This is a genomic window from Citrobacter sp. Cpa228, assembly GCF_030333085.1.
Lineage (GTDB): Bacteria > Pseudomonadota > Gammaproteobacteria > Enterobacterales > Enterobacteriaceae > Citrobacter > Citrobacter pasteurii.
The window spans coordinates 1-20,387 of the sequence record NZ_JAOWGQ010000038.1; the positions used below are offsets into that span (position 1 = coordinate 1).

15 protein-coding genes, 2 tRNA genes and 5 pseudogenes are annotated in these 20,387 nt (G+C 51.6%); 10 read left to right on the top strand and 12 right to left on the bottom strand.

Annotated features, from left to right (window positions below; translation table 11 throughout):
• The 4 genes and pseudogenes from OGX91_RS06235 to OGX91_RS06250 all read left to right on the top strand — a co-directional run.
• Positions 1–707: pentapeptide repeat-containing protein (locus tag OGX91_RS06235; RefSeq protein ID WP_286625741.1), on the top strand; the 707-nt coding region annotated here is incomplete at its 5' end.
• Positions 708–801: 94 nt separating this feature from the next.
• A pseudogene (locus OGX91_RS06240) lies at positions 802–1,842 on the top strand (IS481 family transposase).
• Between the two features lie 20 nt (positions 1,843–1,862).
• Positions 1,863–2,192 carry an EmrE family multidrug efflux SMR transporter gene (locus OGX91_RS06245; RefSeq protein WP_072041514.1) on the top strand — a complete coding sequence of 110 codons (330 nt, stop codon included), beginning with the start codon at positions 1,863–1,865 and terminating at the stop codon, positions 2,190–2,192.
• Between the two features lie 33 nt (positions 2,193–2,225).
• Entirely contained in the window at positions 2,226–2,774 is a 549-nt protein-coding gene (locus OGX91_RS06250; protein ID WP_005121261.1) for a GNAT family N-acetyltransferase, read from the top strand.
• A gap of 2 nt (positions 2,775–2,776) precedes the next feature.
• Here OGX91_RS06250 and OGX91_RS06255 read toward each other — a convergent pair.
• Positions 2,777–2,986, bottom strand: a pseudogene (locus OGX91_RS06255) (GNAT family N-acetyltransferase); the annotation flags it as partial.
• On the opposite strand from OGX91_RS06255, the pseudogene OGX91_RS06260 reads away from it, so the two are divergent.
• From OGX91_RS06260 to OGX91_RS06270, 3 genes and pseudogenes are all read left to right on the top strand, one after another.
• Positions 2,927–3,220 (top strand): annotated as a pseudogene (locus tag OGX91_RS06260) (glutathione peroxidase); the annotation flags it as partial. The pseudogenes OGX91_RS06255 and OGX91_RS06260 overlap by 60 nt on opposite strands.
• 199 nt (positions 3,221–3,419) lie before the next feature.
• Positions 3,420–3,496: transfer RNA gene (locus OGX91_RS06265), tRNA-Val, on the top strand.
• 3 nt (positions 3,497–3,499) lie between these two features.
• Positions 3,500–3,576: transfer RNA gene (locus tag OGX91_RS06270), tRNA-Val, on the top strand.
• Between the two features lie 67 nt (positions 3,577–3,643).
• Here OGX91_RS06270 and OGX91_RS06275 read toward each other — a convergent pair.
• Positions 3,644–3,956, bottom strand: a pseudogene (locus tag OGX91_RS06275) (MBL fold metallo-hydrolase); the annotation flags it as partial.
• A 312-nt stretch (positions 3,957–4,268) separates the two neighbouring features.
• Here OGX91_RS06275 and OGX91_RS06280 point away from each other — a divergent pair.
• Positions 4,269–4,991: a substrate-binding domain-containing protein gene (locus tag OGX91_RS06280; protein WP_199947600.1), complete on the top strand. Its 723-nt coding sequence runs from the start codon at positions 4,269–4,271 to the stop codon at positions 4,989–4,991.
• Here the strand turns inward: OGX91_RS06280 and OGX91_RS06285 are convergent.
• From OGX91_RS06285 to puuE, 6 genes are all read right to left on the bottom strand, one after another.
• The gene (locus tag OGX91_RS06285; RefSeq protein WP_199947599.1) at positions 4,978–5,730 is read right to left on the bottom strand and encodes an ABC transporter ATP-binding protein; all 753 of its coding nucleotides are present in this window, start codon (positions 5,728–5,730) and stop codon (positions 4,978–4,980) included. The genes OGX91_RS06280 and OGX91_RS06285 overlap by 14 nt on opposite strands.
• Positions 5,727–6,731: a FecCD family ABC transporter permease gene (locus OGX91_RS06290; RefSeq protein ID WP_199947598.1), complete on the bottom strand. Its 1,005-nt coding sequence runs from the start codon at positions 6,729–6,731 to the stop codon at positions 5,727–5,729. The genes OGX91_RS06285 and OGX91_RS06290 overlap by 4 nt, the downstream gene beginning before the upstream one ends.
• Positions 6,718–7,773, bottom strand: a complete 1,056-nt coding sequence (locus OGX91_RS06295; protein WP_199947597.1) for an ABC transporter substrate-binding protein — start codon at positions 7,771–7,773, stop codon at positions 6,718–6,720. Before OGX91_RS06295 ends, OGX91_RS06290 begins: the two co-directional genes overlap by 14 nt.
• 164 nt (positions 7,774–7,937) lie before the next feature.
• Positions 7,938–8,948 (bottom strand): ABC transporter substrate-binding protein, encoded by a 1,011-nt coding sequence (locus OGX91_RS06300; RefSeq protein ID WP_182290544.1) that lies wholly within the window; start codon positions 8,946–8,948, stop codon positions 7,938–7,940.
• Between the two features lie 9 nt (positions 8,949–8,957).
• On the bottom strand, positions 8,958–11,090 hold the full coding sequence (locus tag OGX91_RS06305) for a TonB-dependent receptor (protein ID WP_286625742.1): 2,133 nt from the start codon (positions 11,088–11,090) through the stop codon (positions 8,958–8,960).
• Positions 11,091–11,305: 215 nt separating this feature from the next.
• Entirely contained in the window at positions 11,306–12,568 is a 1,263-nt protein-coding gene (puuE, locus tag OGX91_RS06310) for a 4-aminobutyrate transaminase (RefSeq protein WP_286625743.1), read from the bottom strand.
• Positions 12,569–12,673: 105 nt separating this feature from the next.
• Here puuE and pdxR point away from each other — a divergent pair, with 105 nt between their 5' ends.
• On the top strand, positions 12,674–14,152 hold the full coding sequence (pdxR, locus tag OGX91_RS06315) for a MocR-like pyridoxine biosynthesis transcription factor PdxR (protein ID WP_199947594.1): 1,479 nt from the start codon (positions 12,674–12,676) through the stop codon (positions 14,150–14,152).
• 77 nt (positions 14,153–14,229) lie between these two features.
• Here pdxR and OGX91_RS06320 read toward each other — a convergent pair whose 3' ends face one another.
• The 4 genes and pseudogenes from OGX91_RS06320 to OGX91_RS06335 form a co-directional block, all read right to left on the bottom strand.
• Positions 14,230–15,438 (bottom strand): c-type cytochrome, encoded by a 1,209-nt coding sequence (locus tag OGX91_RS06320; protein WP_040233774.1) that lies wholly within the window; start codon positions 15,436–15,438, stop codon positions 14,230–14,232.
• 3 nt (positions 15,439–15,441) lie between these two features.
• Complete coding sequence (locus OGX91_RS06325; RefSeq protein ID WP_286625744.1) at positions 15,442–17,334, bottom strand: NAD(P)-binding protein; 1,893 nt, start codon at positions 17,332–17,334, stop codon at positions 15,442–15,444.
• Between the two features lie 90 nt (positions 17,335–17,424).
• A complete protein-coding gene (locus OGX91_RS06330; protein WP_005121279.1) occupies positions 17,425–17,898 on the bottom strand; it encodes an ester cyclase in 474 nt (157 codons plus the stop codon).
• 11 nt (positions 17,899–17,909) lie between these two features.
• A pseudogene (locus OGX91_RS06335) lies at positions 17,910–19,337 on the bottom strand (aminobutyraldehyde dehydrogenase).
• Positions 19,338–19,641: 304 nt separating this feature from the next.
• Here OGX91_RS06335 and OGX91_RS06340 point away from each other — a divergent pair.
• Positions 19,642–20,367, top strand: a complete 726-nt coding sequence (locus tag OGX91_RS06340) for a FadR/GntR family transcriptional regulator (RefSeq protein ID WP_040233767.1) — start codon at positions 19,642–19,644, stop codon at positions 20,365–20,367.
• Positions 20,368–20,387 lie beyond the last annotated feature (20 nt).

A 20,387-nucleotide genomic window follows, 5' to 3' on the forward strand; every position in this document is an offset into this window, starting at 1 on the left:
CTTCAGAGGGTATATCCCCGCGAAAAACACTGAACAGTATTATTCATAACTCCGGCATGTCTATTAGATTCACTATTGATAAGTCAGAAAAATCGCTACAAGGTGAATATGAACTATGTATAACCAAGGACACGGATGGAGCATACTCACTGAAGATTAGTGAAGAAAACGTATCTGAACAATTAGAATTACAATTAAGTGAAGCGCAGTTCATATCAGGAGCCAGATATTTTAGCACCATATATTTTCTGGATAAAAACAACCTATCAGAAGCCGGACAAAAATATATTGATACGGGATGCCTCGATCTATCAGGGGAAGATTTAAGCGAACTTGATATGAGCGATTTGGATTTGAGTAATGCTGACCTTTCCGGGGCAAATCTAAGTAGAACAAGTATAGAAACTGAGCAACTACTTGATACTAGTTTAATACGTGACAATTTTAGCGAAGATAATCAGCGTGAAGCAGCAAAAAAGTTGAGTGAGATAATGTTGTTGGAAACAAATAATTTCAATAATTTCAATAATTTCAATAAGTTCGATAAATTATTCGAATCCGTTAAGAACATGGCTAAACCAGAGTGTCAACAATTGTTTAGTAAAACATTGATTGAAGAAAAAAATTCGAACATAGTGGTTTCATATTCAATCGCAGGAAACATTATTGCCAGGCCACGTATTCAATTTGCGGATTTGGCGTATTAGTCGCGACTTGATCTGACACTGGACCTTGAAAGGTTGAGAGTTACCGGTTTTGATATGGGTGTCGAATCCTTATACAAAACACGAGGTAACTCTCATGCTTCATGCTAACAATCCCGTCATCAAACACAAAGCCGGTTTGCTCAATCTGGCTGATGAACTCAGTAATGTATCGAAAGCCTGTAAAATCATGGGCGTCTCACGCGATACATTTTACCGTTATCGCGAACTGGTTGATGAAGGTGGCGTGGATGCACTGATTAACCGCAGCCGACGTGCGCCCAATCTCAAAAATCGGACAGACGATGCCACTGAAAACGCCGTGGTGGATTACGCCATTGCGTTCCCGGCACATGGTCAACAATGAACCAGCAACGAACTGCGCAAACAAGGCGTCTTCATCTCCGGAAGTGGTGTCCGTTCCGGCTGGTTGAGACACTGCCTTGAGAACTTCAAAAAACGTCTGAAAGCGCTGGAAGAAAAAGTGGCGCGTGATGGCATCGAACTGACCGACGCACAGATAGTCGCACTGGAACGAAAAGAAAGTGATGACGAGGCCTGTGGCGAAATTGAAACCGCTCATCCGGGTTATCTGGGCTCACAGGACACGTTCTATGTGGGTAACCTGAAAGGCGTCGGGCGTATTTATCAGCAGACGTTCGTTGATACGTACTCTAAAGTTGCCCATTGCAAGCTCTATGTCACTAAAACACCAATTACAGCGGCTGACCTGCTCAATGATCGTGTGCTGCCATTTCATGAATCTCAGGGGCTGCCGATGCTGAGAATACTGACCGACAGAGGAACAGAGTTCTGCGGTAAGGTGGAACAGCATGACTACCAGCTTTATCTGGCGATAAATGATATCGACCATACGAAAAAGAAAGCGATGTCCCCGCAGACGAACGGTATCTGCGAGCGGTTCCACAGGACAATATTGCAGGAATTTTATCAGGTAACGTTCCGCAAAAAACTGTATGGTGCTCTCGATACATTACAAACGGATCTTGATGAATGGCTGGCTTATTATAATAATGAGCGAACTCATCAGGGAAAAATGTGCTGTGGGCGGACACCAATGGAAACATTACTTGATGGAAAACGCATCTGGGCTGAGAAAAATTTAAGCCAGATGTAATCTGACAGATACCTGTATAAATAACCGGTAACTGTCAGATCAGGTCTGAGCTAATACAAGTCATAGGTACAACCCTGATGAAGTTCTCTGACGGATTCACACGCCTATGGCCATCTGTAGCAACTATTGTGTGCTACTGCACGGCCTTTTATCTTCTCTCCCAGACTCTGTCGACCATTCCAACAGGTATTGCGTACGCAATTTGGTCAGGTGCTGGAATCATATTAATCAGCCTTTTGAGCTGGTTGGTAAGTGGGCAAAAACTTGATTTTCCGGCGATCGCAGGCATGCTTCTTATTTGTGCTGGGGTTCTGGTTATTAATATTTTTTCAAAATCCTCCCCACATTGATTCTCTTATCTTGCTCTTGTAGGAAAAGCGCATATGAAAATACCAAAACTCCATACAGAACGCTTGCTGTTAAAACCATTAGAAGCCGAAGATGCCTCGCAGATTCAGGTGCTTTATCCACGCTGGGAGATAGTTCGCTATATGGTTTCCTCAGTACCCTGGCCCTATCCTGATAACGGTGCGGAGAATTACGTCAATAACATTGCCCTGCCTGATATGAAAAAAGGGATTGCGTGGATCTGGACTATCAGACTCCGTGAGGCCCCTGACGCTCTCATAGGTTTAATTTGCCTTTATGACGTTGAGGATAATAACCGTGGATTTTGGTTAGATCCGGAATATCAGGGTCAGGGTTTTATGCGTGAGGCCAGTAATGTCGCTACGGATTACTGGTTTAATACGTTAAATAAGACGGTATTGCGTGCGCCGAAAGCCTCTCTCAATATCCGTTCCAAACGTATTTCAGACAGTAGCGGCATGCGGCTTATCAAGACGGAAAAGAAAGAGTATGTCAGCGGTTTGCTGGATTCTGAACTTTGGGAAATCACGCGCGACGAATGGAACGCTCATCAGGTTGGTTAATATAAATTATGGAATGTCCATAACTGAACCGCAGAGAATTTCTGTTCTTCGCAAAAGTTCATCGCCTCTTGAATCAGTTTTCTACCCAATCCACTGCCGCGACAGCCATCATCGAGAATAAACCAGCGCAAATGCGCTTCATTCGTTTTGCCCTGCACCAGTTCGGTAATCAGGAGCCCGGTGGAGCCGACGAAATTGCGCAAACCTGTCACATCAACTACTGTGTGGGCTTCCCGATGTTTGAGAAAGTGGAAGTCAACGGTGCCGCTACGCACTCGGTATTTCGTTACCTGAAAGACGAATTACCCGGCGCGCTGGGTGGGCGGATCAAGTGGAATTTTACTAAGTTCCTGATCGGGCGTGACGGCAAGCCGCTCGAGCGTTTTCCCCCTTTCACTACCCCAGAGAAAATAGAAACCACTATCCTTACAGCGCTTAAAGTCTGAGTGCCCCTGTAATTCAAACCGACCCTGGTATGCTCCAGTTCGCTGTCTGAATAAAAAACACGCTGCAAAATCAACAAAATATAATCAACTTGCTTAATTACTCTGCAATCGCGTGAAAACATGCAGAAAAATGCTAATTCCCTCTTGCCTCATTCGGTCTGTGCCGCTAATATTCGTCCCCGTTGTCACCTACAACGTTGCGTTCATAGCTCAGTTGGTTAGAGCACCACCTTGACATGGTGGGGGTCGTTGGTTCGAGTCCAATTGAACGCACCATTTGCGTCCGTAGCTCAGTTGGTTAGAGCACCACCTTGACATGGTGGGGGTCGGTGGTTCGAGTCCACTCGGACGCACCAAATCATATCCCTTTGATTTGGTGCCTTTTAACTTAGAAAATTCTCAAACGTTCTCCTGAAACACATCTTATTCTTTGCGCAGACAAGCAAGATACTTCTGCACCGATCGCACCACAATCTGTCTGACATTGGATTTAATATCCTGACCTTCAAACGCGCCATAGAGTCGGTCGAATCTGACATCCTGTAACGCGCGCATAATGTGGATAACCGCGCTTGCCGGCAATGGCAGCATATTGGGGTAGCTCCACATAAACGACACTGCATCCGCACCGGGAGCGACCTGCAGAATATCGCCCACGAGGATTATCCCCACCCCATCATCAATATGCATAATACTCCCCCCCCGCAAAATGTCCGCCCAGGCGTAACAACGTTATAATGCGTTATAGCCCCTTGCGTATCGTCACAGGACATTCCGCAGGTCTCACACAAGATTGTCATTTGTCTTCCCCCTGTACGCATGCCCTCTTCCGTTCCCGTTCAGGATCTTTCATTACGGTCAAAGCATCGAACAAAAAAAGACAGCGTCAGCATCCCCCCCGCACGCTGGATCAAATAACCCTTTGAAAGTGAATACAACACCAAATGATGCCAACGAAATGGCATCATCAGATGCCTTCAAAATCCCTTGTGCAGAGCGTACCATTCATCTTCTTCACATAACCGCCATAGCCCAGAGATCAGATATCATGCCCTCTTCAATCACCCTGCTTGCTGCGGGAAGTTTACGACTGGCATTTACCCCACTGCTCAAGCAGTTCACCCGCCTTAGCGGCATTGAGGTCAACGTCGGCTATGGCCCGGCAGGCTTGCTGCGCGAGCGTATTGAAGCCGGGGATCCGTGCGCACTGTTCGCCAGTGCAAATCGGGCACATCCGCAACGGCTACTGGACACACACCAGGCCGTTTCCACACATACACTGTGCTGGAATCAACTGGGTCTGGTCACCAACCGGCGCGGTGAGTGGCTGGATTTACTCCGCGACCCGGCGCTGCGTATTGGCACATCCACACCGGGCTGCGACCCTTCCGGTGATTATACCTGGGCATTTTTCGACAACATGGATGCACTGGAACCAGGCCTTGGACGACAGCTTCGTACACGCGCCCTGCAACTGGTTGGTGGCCGCGATACGCTCAGCATCCCGCCTGGCGAATTGGCAAGCTGTTGGCTTCTTCGCCAGGGGTTGGCCGATCTGTTTATTGGTTACGCACATTATGCAAAAGCGCTCGGTTCACCGTCCGATGTTCGCTACGTTGCTATTCCTGCTGAACAGAACATCTTGTGTGAATACCAACTGGCGGTGCTCGATGCTTCTGAAGAGGTGATGAGACTGGTTAAATTTATGCTTGCCCACGACGGTCAGGCATTCCTGACCGCCGCCGGTTTCTTGCCTGTTAGCGGTGGATAGCAAACAGCGGCGCAAGAAACGGAGTCTGATAGTTTTCCACACTGAATTTTCTCAATGGCAGGCCATAGGCCTGGAACAGATTGTCTTCTGTCACCACGCCGTCCGTCGGCCCTGCCAGCCATTTTCCCTCAGGAAGCAACAGCAGCGTATGAGTTGCAATCTGTAAGGCGTGCAACGGATCGTGCGTCGAGAAAAGCACGCTACAGCCCTGCCGGTGTGCCAAATCGCTGATGAGCTGCAGCACGACCTGCTGATTGGCAAGATCCAACGCTGAACATGGCTCATCAAGCAACAGCGTCTGGCATTCTGTAACCAGAGCACGGGCAATCATCACCAGTTGCTGCTGACCGCCAGAAAGTGAGCTAAACGATGTGGTGGCGAGATGCGCAATGTTTAGCTGTTCCAGCGCCTGCTCCGCCCGTTGTTGATCCTGGCGGCTCGGCTGAGCAAACAATTTTACGTGCTGCGCCCGCCCCATCAACACCACGTCGCTCACCGTATAGGGAAACGGCAGATGGCAATGCTGGGCCACAATGCCTATCCCCCCATGAACGTCAATACTCCCGCCCAGCGCGGGTCGCGTGCCCGTTAGCGTATCCAGCAGCGTGCTCTTACCCAGACCGTTTCGCCCAAGCACCGCCCAGATCTGGCCTTTCTGACACTGAAAAGTGAGGGGGTCAAACAGTGGAGAGCGATAGCCATAGCTAAGCTGATTCACGCTGAGCGCAATAGATGTCATTGTTTCCCCCGACGACTGGTACGAATGAGCAAGAAGGCAAACAGCGGTGCGCCGAGCAACGCGGTGATGATCCCAAGCGGTATTTCCGCATGCATCAGAGTGCGGGCGATATCATCAACCGCAATCATAAAACCACCTCCCATCCAAAAAGCACACGGGAGCAAGCGACGATGATCAACCCCCACCAGCAACCGCGCAAGATGGGGAATAACCAGCCCAACCCAGGCAATGCTGCCACTGACCGCCACCTGAGCGGCAACTAAAAACGCGCAGCACACCAGCACGCTACGCCGCAGCGGAACCACCGCCACGCCCAGCGCTTTAGCATCTTTATCATTGAGCGATAACAGATTTATCCGCCAGCGCAACTGGTATAATATCGTCGCCGCAATGGATACCGGGATCGCCAGCAGCAGGACTTTATGCCAGTTAGCCGTGGCAAAACTGCCCAGCAGCCAGAATACGATGTTCGGCAAGGTTTCTTCCGTATCGGCCTGGTATTGAATCAGGCTCACCAACGCGGCAAAGAAACCACTTAAAATAATGCCAGACAAGATCAGCACCAGCGTATTTTCCAGCCCTTGTAAGGCCGCAATGGCATACACCAGAATGAGCGCCGCCAGACCGAAGAAGAAGGTTGAACCCATCATCAGCCACGGCTCAAGGCCCAGCAGAATGGCCAGCGTCCCGCCGAAGGCCGCCCCCGAGGTTACGCCTATGATGTGCGGGTCGACCAATGGGTTGTGAAACACCCCTTGCAAGGTAGCGCCGCACAATCCCAGCGCCCCCCCCGCCAGCAACGCCATCAGAATACGCGGTAGTCTGACTGTCCATATCACCTGACTGGCAATACCCTGCGCATCGCCAAAATGGGTGAGTTGATAAAACACTTCACGTAGCGACAGCGGATATTGTCCAAGACACAGCGAACTGACCCCCAGCACCAATACCCCTGCTATCAGTAACGATTGCAGGGGGAAACCCCGTTTACTTAGCAGCATCAGACTGCCAGTTCACACGATAAAAACGTTGATAGTAATCCTGCGCCTGCGCATCCACATCGACATTTTTATAGGCATCCGGGTAAAGTTTTTTGGCCATCCACAGCTCACCTATTGCCAACGCTTCCGGCATCGGATAGCCCCAGGCTTTGGCATATTCAGGCATCAACCAGACACGATGATTTTTCACCGCATCAATACCCTGCCAGTTAGGATCGTTTTGGATCTCTGTGACCACCTGCGGATATCGGTCCTGAACAAAAATCACCTGCGGGTTCCACGCCAGCACCTGCTCAAGCGCCACCTGACGTGCACCTTTCACGCTGGCCGCCGCCACATTTAACCCACCCGCATGTTGCATCATCAGGCCGGTGTATTTCCCGGAACCGTAGGTCATAAGGTCAGGGTTAGCCATATAAATGCGAACCTTTTGCGCTTCCGGTATGGCAGCAACTGGCGCATTGAATTTTGCTCGCGCCGTAAAGACGTAATTGATCAGCGTTTCCGCCTGCGTTTTACGCCCGACCACATCCGCAATCAGGCGGATCCCCTGCTTTAAGCCTTCGTTGTAGACCTGCTCTTCATCAGCCATCGTCGGGTTCATTTTATTCTGTTGCCCGGCAATATCCTGACGTAACGAGATAGCCACCACCGGGAGACCGGCATTCTGAATCTGCTGGATCATCTCGGCGGGCGCATAGTTGGCGACAAACACTACCTGCGGATGAATCGCCAGCAAACTTTCGATATTCACGCTGGTGAGATCGCCAGGCGTAGGCAGCGTAGTTATTGTCGGCATAAACCGGGCAAACTCAGGCCCAAGCTGTTTTTTCCAGCTCGACATCACGCCGACGATATCCTGCGCAGCATCCAGTTGCACCAGAATATTCAGCGTCTGGTGTTGCAGCACAACCACCTTATCGACATGGTCAGGGATTGTAACCTGACGCCCAAGCTGATCGGTGATAGTGCGATCCGCCTGTGCGGAAAAGGCAAAAAACATGCTGGCGCAAACCAGCACAAAAGAGCGAAGAGTTAACATAGATACCATCTGGACTGGGAAAAATTCGATATGCATTAAATTATATAACGTGATAGCTGGCAACCCATTATCGCCAGACACGGTATACCGCCACGCGGTTCGTCACGGCAAATACAGTGTGTAACCCTGAACTGGCCTGCATTTGCCCGTCAGCGTTTCCCGCTTTACCCCTGTGGGGGTAGCCCGGCTAAAATCCGCATCGCCTGCGCCTCGCTAAGCGAATAATCAAAAAACTGGCGGTAAAAATCGCGGGTTACGTTAACCATATCCAGACCGCTAAACAGTGTTGGATGCAGCGTTGACGCGGCCCACAGCAGCTGTAACGCGCTTTCGGTTCCATAGCGATCCCAGGGGAAGACGCCCGCCGGATTGCGCCAGACTTTGCCCTGTTTCACCGCGTTAAGCTCTTTGAACAACGCTGCATAAGGTGAACTGGCAATATCGCCACATCCCGCCCCGAGAATAATCACCTCCGGCTGCCAATACAGCACCCGCTCGGGTGAGACTTCTTTCATGTTACCGTCCACTTCCCCGGCGACGTTCCGCCCACCAGAGAGCGCAATCCAGGTATCAATCAACGTGTTTCTACCGTCGACTTTCAGTGGGTTCAGCGACTGAATGTGCAGAACCCGCGGGCGCTGATTTTCCGTTAATGTCGCCGTTTTCGCGCGAACATCCGCAATAGTGCGGGTTAAAAATTGATTATATGCCACCGCCCTGGCGCGAGCCTGATCCGTGCCTAACACGTCCGCCGTGGTCGTGACTGACTTTTCCATCGAAGGATAATCAGTAAATGCCATTTCCAGCGTCGGGATACCCGCCTGGTTGTAACTCTGCGCATCCCCCTTGCCCTTTGCGACAAACAGAACATCGGTATGCAGAGCCAGCAGGGCCTCGCTATTGAATGACGTCCCGTGAATTTGTAAGGCCTGATTCAGCGATGGGTTTATTTTGAACATCCACGGCTGGCTCTGTGGATGGTTGACGGTGGCGACAATCTGACGTCCCGCCCCCAGCGTCATCAACACCGAGTGATGGGCAAACCAGCTATCCGCAATACGTTGAACTTGTGTGGGGACGGTTACAGTGTGACCGGCATCATCCACAACCTGACGCGTGGCCAGGGCGGGAAACGCCAGCCACACACAGAGCAACCATGTGTGGCACGTTTTCATCAGCAATCCTTAAAAATCAACCTGAACGGAAATCTGCGCCTGACGTGGGGCGCCAAGTTGCGCACTGGCCGCCCCGGCCCCCGTATAACCCGTCAACGCGCCGGGGACAATGTTGGTCCAGTAGCGGCGGTCGGTCAGGTTAGTGATATCAAACCGGAAGGTCGTGGGCGTGTTCCACAGTCTGGTGGCATAACGGCTACCAATATCCACCGTGGTATAACTGCCTACCCAGGTATCATTCGCGTTATCGGTAGCCCGACGTCCGACGTAATGCACGTTGGCATCCACATCCAGTCCCTGAACCTGTTCAATGCTATAGACTGCCAGCACATTCGAGGTAAAGCGTGGCAAGCCGACAACCTGCTTGCCATCTGCACTACTGGCGGCAGTATTGTGCAGCATGGGGTCCAACCAGGCGGCTCCCCCTAACACCCGTAAATTTTCTGTGATATGCCCATCGGCCATCAGTTCCAGCCCGCGGTTTTTCTGCGTACCGTCCTGAGCAAATTCGCCGTTGTCGTTGGTATAAGCGAAGGGACGTTTTGCTTCAAATAGCGCCGCGGTGAGCAGCAGATCTTTGACGGGCGCATATTTTGCCCCCACCTCTACCTGATGGCTGCGATACGGATCCAGTACGTGTCCTGCGTTGCTGGCCCCGGCAGGTGCGGTATCGCCCTGCTGCAAACTGTCAGCCCAGGTGGTGTACAGCGTGACGTTCTCAACCGGTTTATACATCAGGCTGGCGGAGCCGCTCATGCCGTTATCCTTTTGGCGACTGGTTTCATGACCGGATTTGTTATAATTGCTGACGGTAAACAGGTTTTCGCTACCAGACAGCAATAAACTCCATTGTGGAGTGAAATGCAGCGTATCGCTTAACAGAAATGCATGCTGCGTAGTGGTCGCCGAATGATAGCGATTAGTAAAGTCAGGATAAGGCGGGCGCGGATAGTCGGGATGTTGATCAAGTGAAGAATGCCCCAGCGTAAAAGTTCCCCCATTTCTCGGGTTATAGTTTTTCCATACAAATCCGCGCATTCCGGTCGCGATATCCTGCGTCAACCAGCCGGAATCAATGCTGCCGGTCAGGTTCGCTAAATAGCTGTTGATCGTAAAGCGACTGGCCGCTGAATTCGAGGTCGTGGTGGTGTAGTGACCCCGATTATCCGTCAGGGTGTTGGTTACTGCCGTCGATTCACGGTCAGCAACCTGGTGTAAGGCCCCCAGATCCAGCATCCAGTTACCGTCAAAATCATGCTTGATGTGCATGTCCGCAGTGGTCGTTTCATCATCATGACCTGCATATGACTGACCATATTTACTGTTCGTCGGATCGAATGCCGAAGGAAACTGCACGCCTTTTGCCAGCGCAAAGCTGCCTAGCATGCCTTTTTCATAATAGTGGTAATAGCTGAAATTACTCTCCAGCACGGTTTTATCGGTCAGCTGAAAATCCAGGCCCAACCCCGCGTACTGCCGACGAACATGACTATCGGTGGTGTAACTGTGCCCTTCATCATTCATCAGGTTGAGGCGGTACTTCACTCTGTCTCCCGCGTCGACAGGCCCGCTGAAATCCATTGATGCCAGCGTTCCTGACCCTGTACCTTGCCCTACGGTAACCCGATGCAGTGGCGTATCCAGAGGGCGTTTCGAGACCAGATTAAACATCCCCGCCGGGTTGGCTGGCCCGTACAGTGAACCCGCGATACCACTCAGCACGTCTATATTCTGGAACTGCTCTGTCGGATATTCGGTGGTGGAAACGGCATTCAGCCCATCAATCATATGGTTTTGCACCACGCTCCCTTGCATGCCACGGGTTTGTGGTCGAACACCCTCTCCCTGCACGGACGGTATGTAGCGATAAACATCCTTAACATCTTTGATTTGTTGCTGATCAATCACTTTTTTCGACAGTGTTTGTACCGACCACGGAACATCAATTAACTCTCGCTGGCCCAGGCTACCGATCATCGCCTTTTTTTCAGCCGCCGCAGGCTCCTGCCCGGGGAAAGAAGATTGAGCAGGCGCGGAGGCAGTAACGGTAATGGTGTCATCAGCATGGGCCGACAGGGGGGCAGCAAGACAAGAAAAAGTCAGCAACCCGGAGGCAATTGGGGTGATTTTGCAATTTAACATGTGTTGATTCAATTCGTTAGATAGAAAGACTGGCGGTCGCTAACACAAGCGCCTTCTCTTGCGGGGCACGTTTATTATATTTGTATGATGAATAGAATAGGCCTAATCGATATATATGTAAATATATAACGATGGGAACTGACGAATTGGCGACAATAAAAAAGCCGACGGTAATGGCTACTGTCGGCTTTACACACGATCGGTGCTGAACGAAATTACTTCATCGACGTTTTGATTATCTCTAACGCTTTTGCAAACTGATCCTGCGGGATAGTCAGTGGGTAAAGGAAGCGGATCACGTTGCCATACTGGCCGCAGGTTAACAGCAGCAGCCCCTGCTCGAGCGCTTTTTTCTGCACGCGCTGCGCGGCGGTAGCACTGGGTTCACCCGTGGCCGCATCGCAGAATTCAGCGGCAATCATCGAGCCTAATCCCCGCACTTCGGCAAGTTCAGGACATACTGCACGCGCATCGGTCAGCACAGCACACAGTTGCTCGCCAAGAGCTGCCGCACGCTGGCACAGCTTTTCATCACGGATAATATCCAGTACCGCATGAGCTGCCGCAATCGATAGCGGGTTCCCGGCGTAAGTCCCCCCCAGTCCACCCGGCGCGGGCGCATCCATAATATCGGCTTTGCCTACGACACCCGACAACGGCATCCCACCCGCAAGGCTTTTTGCCATGGTCATCAGGTCTGCTTTATCAGCATAGTGATCCATCGCAAACAGCTCCCCGGTGCGGGCAAACCCACTTTGCACCTCATCGGCAATCATCACGATGCCATGCTCATCGCAGATACGGCGAATTGCCGCGACAAATTCCTCCGGTGCGACAACAAAGCCGCCTTCACCCTGGACGGGTTCGAAGATAATCGCCGCGACCTGGCTCGGATCGATATCCGCTTTAAACAAACGCTCTATCGCTTTAATCGAGTCTGCAGTTGAAATCCCCTGCAGCGCAGAAGGATACGGCGCATGGTAAACGGACCCCGGGAACGGGCCGAAACCTTTTTTGTATGGCGCCACTTTGCCGGTTAACGCCATCGTCATGTATGTCCGCCCGTGGAAACCACCGCCAAAGGCGATAACGCCAGGGCGACCGGTGTGAGCGCGGGCAATTTTAACCGCATTTTCCACGGCCTCAGCCCCGGTGGTAAAGAATGTCGTTTTACGCTTACCGTCAATTGGCGCCACGGCGTTGATTTTCTCCGCCAGCGATACATAACTTTCGTAGGGAACAATCTGATAAGCCGTATGGGTAAAGGCTTGCAGTTGCGCTTCAACGGCCTGCACCAGACGCGGATGGCGATGCCCGGTGTTCAGCACGGCAATCCCGGCGGCGAAATCAATATACTGACTGCCTTCAATATCGGTAATCGTGCTGTTTTCAGCCGACTGGGCATAAAAATCACACATCACACCCACGCCACGTGGGGTGGCATCCAGACGACGTTGTTGCAGGTTTTTATTGTTCATTCTCTACACCTTGTCCATAGACACAATTGGTTGAATTACCCTTTAAATTTAGACGCCATCTGGTACTTTAATCGAGAGCCAAATCGTTTTATTTTAAGGATCCAAATGCGTTCACTTGCCGGAGATGTGATCAAGCATGCATTTAGCCAGCAGACTGACGAGAAGCTGCATCGTCGCCTGTATGCCGCCATCTGTAGCTGCATCCTTGAGGGGGGCCTGAAACCCGCTACCCGCATGCCCCCTTCACGCGACCTGGCGAGTGAGCTGGCGTTATCACGGAATACTGTCCTGCGGGTTTACGAGCAGTTGCAGGCCGAAGGCTATATCTCCGCGCGCACCAGCAGCGGTACATTTGTGACCGACAGCGTGCTGGACAATCTCGGTCTGGCCCCTAATAAACCTCCGGTTTCACCTGCGACACGTGAAGACCACGCCAGTTTGTCCTCCCGTAGCCTTGAACTGCTAGGGCATGCCAGCGCCAGCCCTCGCCAGTGGGGGGCTTTTATTCCTGGTGTACCGGACGTGAATTCTTTCCCGCATCGCGCACTGAAAAAGATTCAGGATCGGTTGGCAAGGCGGCTACGCCCGGAGTTTCTCACCTACGATGCCACTGGTGGTTTGATTGAACTGAAAGAAGCGCTGGCGGATTATCTGCGCACCGCACGCGGCGTGCGCTGTACGCCAGATCAAATATTGATTACCGAGGGTATTCACCAGGCGTTGGATCTGGTAACCCGCTCGTTGTGTAATCCTGGCGATAATACGTGGATTGAAGAACCCGGTTACTGGGGAATAAAAAACATTCTGCGCATCAATGCCGTCAACTTTTCGGCCATCCCGGTTGATGAACAAGGCATGGTTCCGCCTGCTTGCGTCGAACCTGCGCCGAAACTTATTTTTGTGACACCGTCACATCAATATCCGCTTGGCCCGGTAATGAGCCTTGGTCGACGACGGCAGCTACTCTATCAGGCTCGTGAAACGCACAGCTGGATTGTGGAAGATGACTACGACAGCGAGTTTCGTTTTTCCGGCCAACCCATCCCGTCATTGCAGGGACTGGAAGAAGATGCTCCGGTTATCTATATCGGCACCTTCAGCAAGACCCTCTATCCGGCACTGCGGCTCGGGTACGTTGTGATACCCAAACCGCTTGCCGCCCCACTGATGAAGGTACATAACGATCTCTATCGTGGTGGTCATCTCCTGATTCAGGCGGCGCTGGCTGAGTTTATTCGTGAGGGTTACTATGCGGCGCACATCCGTAAAATGCGCCAGTTATATAGCCGCCGACGCCATACGTTGGTAGAGCTCATCATCAGCCAGCTTGGTGAGGATTATCTGGGACCTTACAGCAGCAACGCCGGACTACATCTGATTTTACAGCTACCTGTGGGTACTGATGATAGCGCCATTGCCCAACAGGCCAACGCACAAGGTCTTCTGGTTCGCCCGCTTTCGCGGTACTACGTGAAAGAAGAAAAACGCAGCGGTCTGCTGCTGGGCTTTGCCAGTATTGAAGAACATGAGATGGCTGCGGCGTTTACCCGACTGGCGGGTATTATCAGGATAAACACCGAGTAAGCACTGTCATCCGGCCTACAAAAATGCGTAATTCGTAGGCCGGATAAGCGCAGCGCCATCCGGCATCATTGCATAGATTAATGTGAGGCTTTTTTAATCCCGGACAGATCTTCCTGGCTAACCTCACCATTACCTTCACCCCAGCTTTTACGCACGTAATTGATCACATCGCGCATTTCGCTGTCGCTGAGCAACCCGCCATAGGCTGGCATCTTAAAAGAGACATTCCCCCGTGTCGTCGGTGTTTCTGCGCCGTGGGCAATCACCCTGAACAACGGCGTTGGGTCATCTACCATCACTAACGGGTTGTGAATGAGCGAAGGTGCATTATCATCGGTCCCTTTCCCTTCCAGACCATGACAGGTCGAGCAGTAGCGGTTATAGGTCACTTTACCCGCTTCCGGCGAATTCGACCAGGAGGCCGTAGCGGCTGCCGTACGCGCCGATTCCGTCTTCGCGCTTTTCAGGCTCAACAGATACTGCGCAATCGCCGTGGCATCTTCGTCCGTCAGATACTGTGTGCTCTGGCTGACGACTTCAGACATCGATCCCGATACTGCAGCATGTTTGCTTTTCCCCGTCAGCAGCAATGACGTTAACGCCTGCTCAGACATCCCGGTTCCCCGCAGCGATGGCGCATACCAGCCGTCGATCATCGCCCCGCTCAGGTACTCAGCATCGGCATTGGTATAGGCTTTTTCGTTCATCGCCATCCCTCTCGGGGTATGGCATGACCCGCAGTGCCCCGGACCTTCCACCAGATAAGCACCCCGTTTTACCCGCGCTGCCGTATCATCCGCTTTGTTGTCTTCAACAGCGGCAGTTGGCGCATTGGTAAACAACCAATTCCAGATATGCAGCGGCCAGCGGGCCGAGATCAGCCAGGGAATAGCGTTCTCTTTATTGGGCTCTGCTGACGGCTTAACATCATGCATGAAATAGCTATACAGCGCCTGAACATCTGCGTCGGACAGTTTCGAGTAAGAAGGATAAGGCATCGCCGGGTACAGCGGATGACCGTCTTTAGCAATCCCCTGGCGCACGGCCTTCTCAAAATCGTCGTAAGAATAGTTACCGATACCGTGAGTCTTATCCGGGGTAATATTCGTCGAATAGATATCACCAACCGGCGTGGGGAACTTCTTGCCTCCCGCCATCGCCGCGCCGCCTTCCGCGGTATGGCATGCCACGCAGTCTGAAATCCTCGCGATGTACTCACCGTTAGATTCAGCGGCCGAGACAGAAGCGGTAAACAGGCAGGTGATTAGAACGGTTACATTACGCATAGATCACCCCATATCCTTGAGTTCATTAACCGCGCGCCATGCCTGATCGATCGCAGCATGAGCATAAGCGCTCCAGTCAGCATCAGAGTTAGCGATAGCAATACGTCCGATAGGTTTACGCGCCCGCTCAATAATCTCCGGCATTTTTTCCATATCGTCGAACAGTGAATTAGCGTAATACGCATAACCATGCGCCCAGCGGTTAACAGTAATGGCCGCGATATCCCGCTGGTTGTCAAAACCGGTTGAACCAAACATTTCCTGCAACTGAGAACGGATCATCTCTTCATGCGCGGCAAACGTAGTCCCCAGCAAATAAGCGCGCCCCAAACGGAACTGCTCCCTCGCGGACAGATTACTGCCAGGATACGTGGGTACATAGACCATATGAATTACCATTGGCTCGTCCGGCGAGGCCGGGTGTTGATATCCGCCGATACTGACCGGATAGTCGAGCTTAATTCGGCTGTATGGCGCGGCTGGTGAATAAAACTCATGAACCCCCAGTTGCTTAAACGCTTGCCAGTTTTTGACCACCACATTGGTGTACACCAGCGGCGCCTTCACGTTCAGTTTGAGATCGGCCTGCTGCTGCTCTGGCGTTTCCGGTACCAGATACGGGATCATCATGTTATAGCCCGCCATAATGGCGTTCTTACCGTGCACGCGATGCATTTTGCCATCGCGTAGCCAGGTGACGGCAACGCCCCCCTCCACGTTTGCCGCATTAATCACCGTGCTGTTCAGGCGTAAACGCGTGGTATTTTCCGGCAGGTCGAGCTTTTCATAATCCAGTCTGGCGAGGACAGAATCTTCCATGGTATTGCCCGGCAGCGCGTCCGGCAGCATGTGTCTGACCAGCAACCGTGCCAGACCCGCATTGCCATCCGGGAAATGATAGACATATGGCTCTTCGAGGTCGGCCAGCGATTCACCGTCCAGCGGCGGCAGCCCTAACGCTTCCATTCCCGGCAATGCGCACGCACGAGCATCACTACCGGATATGCCTTCAATACCGATGGCAAAGAAATCGTTGGAACGCTGCTGGAAATAGAGCAACGCCATTTTGCTTAAACCGACCCTGGTGGAAAGAAACTCACTATAGCTGTGGGTATCCAGCCATTCCGTTTTCTCATCAACCGTCATCCCAGCAAGATAATCAACCGGATGCACATGCAGATCGATCAGGGCTTTACGATCTTCCTCACTCAAGGGGAAGTCGTTAATAAAGTCTTCGATATTCCGGCCATTGAGCCGATCCGGCGGAATATCATCGGATACCGCACGCCCCGGATCGCCGCTGACTATTTTCGTCTCACCAAAATTCTTTTTATCGAAGAAGACGCCGCGACTAAGCTGCCAGTCGGGATAGAAATTAACGTCAAAACTCTTTTTCAACCGCGTGACGCTCACGCCGACGGTTTCCATCAGCTTATTCACTTCGGGGCTGAAATTATGCGCGGGTGACTGAAAAGCTTCACTCCCGCCATATCCGATAAGTTTTTTGCCTGCTGAGGTGAATTCGTTGCGTTTGGCGTGACCACCAAAATCATCATGGTTATCGAGGATCAGCACCTTGCTGTTTTTCCCGGCCAGTTCATGCCAGAAACAACCCGCGGCCAGTCCGCTGATACCACCGCCCACAATCACCAGATCGTACTCTTCCTCGATGGGCAGAGTGCTTAAATCAAAGTGCTTATGTTCACGGCCTAACGCATGGGCCATTTCAAACGACCCCGGATGGTTACCGCGTAGCCCCGTTAACGCCGGCGGATAATAACTTCCATCAATAAATTCGTGCCCCTTTCCTGCCGCTCTGACCAGATCCAGAGGGGTCAGTCCCGCAGCGATAGTCACCGCCACGCCGTTGAGAAAATCACGTCGGGTAATTGCCATTAACTTTGTCCTTTTGCCACTGACACATTGTCCTAAAAAACACTACAAATGAGAGGTTCCCCCTCGCAGATACAAGGAGGATACCGCCGACTACTTCACTGGCTTTAGCTCTTCATCCAGTTTTTTAGCGTCATAATAATCACCCTGCCAGGTGATTTTTCCTGCCTTAACATGAATATAGCTGACACCTTCAAATTTGATCGGATTATTTGTCGGCGGGCTTCCCGCCCATTCACCGCTATTTTTACCCGAGAACTCCCAACGAAATGCCACGGTATCTTCATCAGCGACAGGTTTACCGACCATTTTCCAGGTCAGATCCGGGACCGCCTTAATAAATGCACCGATCACGTCTTTTTCAGCTTTTTCCCGACCGGTTACCGGCTCTCCTGCGGCGGCATCGTAATAAACGGCATCATCCGCCAGGTACTGGGCAGCCAGCGGCGCATTATGCGCATTCCATGCTGCCATATACGCTTTTACCGTGTTCAGCGGTGAGCTTTCTGCCAGGCTGAATCCTGAGAACATCACCAATGAAAGTGCGGCTATTTTTAATGTTTTCATCGTATTACCTGTTATTCGGAAATATCACACATGATATGTTTCACCCGGGTATACTCATCGAGCGAATAAGAGGAGAGATCTTATCCGTAGCCGGATTTTTTGAATCCACCGTGCGGCATTTCGGCGCACAGAGGAATATGACTGTTAATCCATACGGTGCCGAAATCGAGATCAATACTGAAACGCTGAGCGCGACTGTGATTGCAGGTCCAGACGCTCGCGGCCAGGCCATATTCCACATCATTCGCCTTGCGCAACGCGTCTTCATCACCAGAAAACGACTGGATGGTCATTACCGGGCCAAACACTTCGTGTTGGATGGCTTCATCATGTTGATGCAGGCCGGAAATTATCGTTGGCTCAAAGTAGAAACCCGGTCCAGGCCCCGCATGACCACCTGTTTCAATTTTCGCATGTGCAGGTAAACGCTCAATAAACCCCTTCACCTGCTCAAGCTGGTTTTTGCTATTCAGAGCGCCATATAACGCATCCTGATCCTGCGGAGGACCAAACTTGATACTTTTGGTTTTTTGGATCAGTTTTTCCAGGAACGTCGCATAGACAGAATCTTCCACCAGGATGCGCGTGGCGGCAGTACAATCCTGTCCGCCATTGAAAAATCCTGCGGTTGTGATGGCAGTAATCGCCTTGTCCATATCGGCATCAGCAAACACAACGGCGGGCGCTTTGCCACCCAGTTCAAGATGGGCCTTTGTCAGGTTCGCTGCTGCTGATGCCGCAACCTGCAGACCCGCGCGTACCGAACCGGTAATCGACACCAATGAAGCCGTCGGGTTAGAAACCACCAGCGAGCCAGTACTGGCCTTGCCCAACACGACGTTAAACGCCCCGCGCGGAAATAAGGGTGCCGCCAGTTCAGCCAGGAGCAGCGTACTTACCGGGGTGGTATCGCTCGGTTTTAAAACTACCGTATTGCCTGCGGCCAGCGCCGGTGCAATCTTCCACACTGCCATCATAAACGGGTAGTTCCACGGTGTAACTTGTCCCACAATGCCCAACGGCTCACGACGAATCGTTGAGGTGAACCCGGCGGAATATTCTCCGGCGGCCTTCCCTTCCAGACAACGCGCTGCGCCGGCAAAAAAACGGATCGCATCGCACGAGGCTGCGATCTCTTCTTTTTCGATAAAATGACGCAATTGACCGGTTTCCTGGCTTTGCGCGTTGACCAGTCGTTCAACATTTTTTTCTATCTCATCCGCCAGTTGCAGCAGTGCTTTTTGCCGCTGGGCTGGTGTCGATTTCTTCCACGTGTTAAAGGCCGCCGCGGCCGCCAAGTAGGCAAGCTCCACCTCAGTCGCACCGGCATTAGGCGATAACGCGTACGTTTCACCGTCAACCGGGCTCACCAGCTCAAACATGTCTTCTGTGTTACCCGCTACATATTGCCCATTTATAAAATGCTTCAGGGTTCTCATGCTTGTCTCCCGCCAATTAATACATAAAGAATCTTATGTAATATATATATTGTAAAAGTTTTTCAAATGCGCAACATTGACACTATGATAAACCTCGCATTTTTAACTTAAATTTTACATTTTCAGGGTAAGGCTTTTCATCGTCAGCGCGCAGTGCGTTTTGACGCTATCGGGACACACATCCGCCTGTGCAGCGATGTTGCGCATGGGCAGGTAAAATAACGCGGCCATTCTGACCTTTCGTGCCCCGCGGGCATGTGTTAAAAATGGTCGTTGTTTCAGGGAATTGAGTGCAGAAAAGATTATGATTACTCATGCGGTCATATTTGCGCCTATCGGGCAGGTCAGTCGTTCAGACCAAATAGTGCAGCGCCTTTCAAACGCCATTATTACCGGGTTGCTGGAGCCAAAAGAACAGCTGCCCAATGAAACCGATTTGGCAAAAATGATGGGTGTCTCACATATCACTATCAGAGAAGCGCTCAATACGCTTCGGGCTAATAATCTTATCCATACGGTTCGTGGCCGTAATGGCGGGAGCTTCGTTTGCGAGAATATTGATGGCAAAAATAGCGCCCTGCATCCGTTTAAATCGATCAGTACCGATTACCTTTCGGATTTAGGCGAAATGCATTGCGCCATTATCAGCCACAGCGCCAGGTTAGCCTCCAGACGCATGACCGCGGCGGATATTGCCAAATTTCGCGAGTTTGTAGACGTGCTGAGGAAAGCCGACTCACCTGAACTAATGACTCAGGCCGATATGCGTTGTTTGCTGGCAATTGCGGCCAGCTCTCATTCGGCACGGCTGGCCAACCAGGAGCTTCAGGTCCAGGCCGAGTGGGCATCACTGGTGGCAATACTCTATCGCGCCGACAATATTCATGCGGAAATTATTGCGCTTTATTCGGCGCTGGCCGACGCGCTAGCCGCCCATAACGAGACCGGGTCAGTCCAGTACGCCACGCAGATCATCGACACGTTTACCTATTACCTTATTGAAAAAAAGCTGAAATATAACTCGAACTGACAATCAGTGAAGGCAGGACA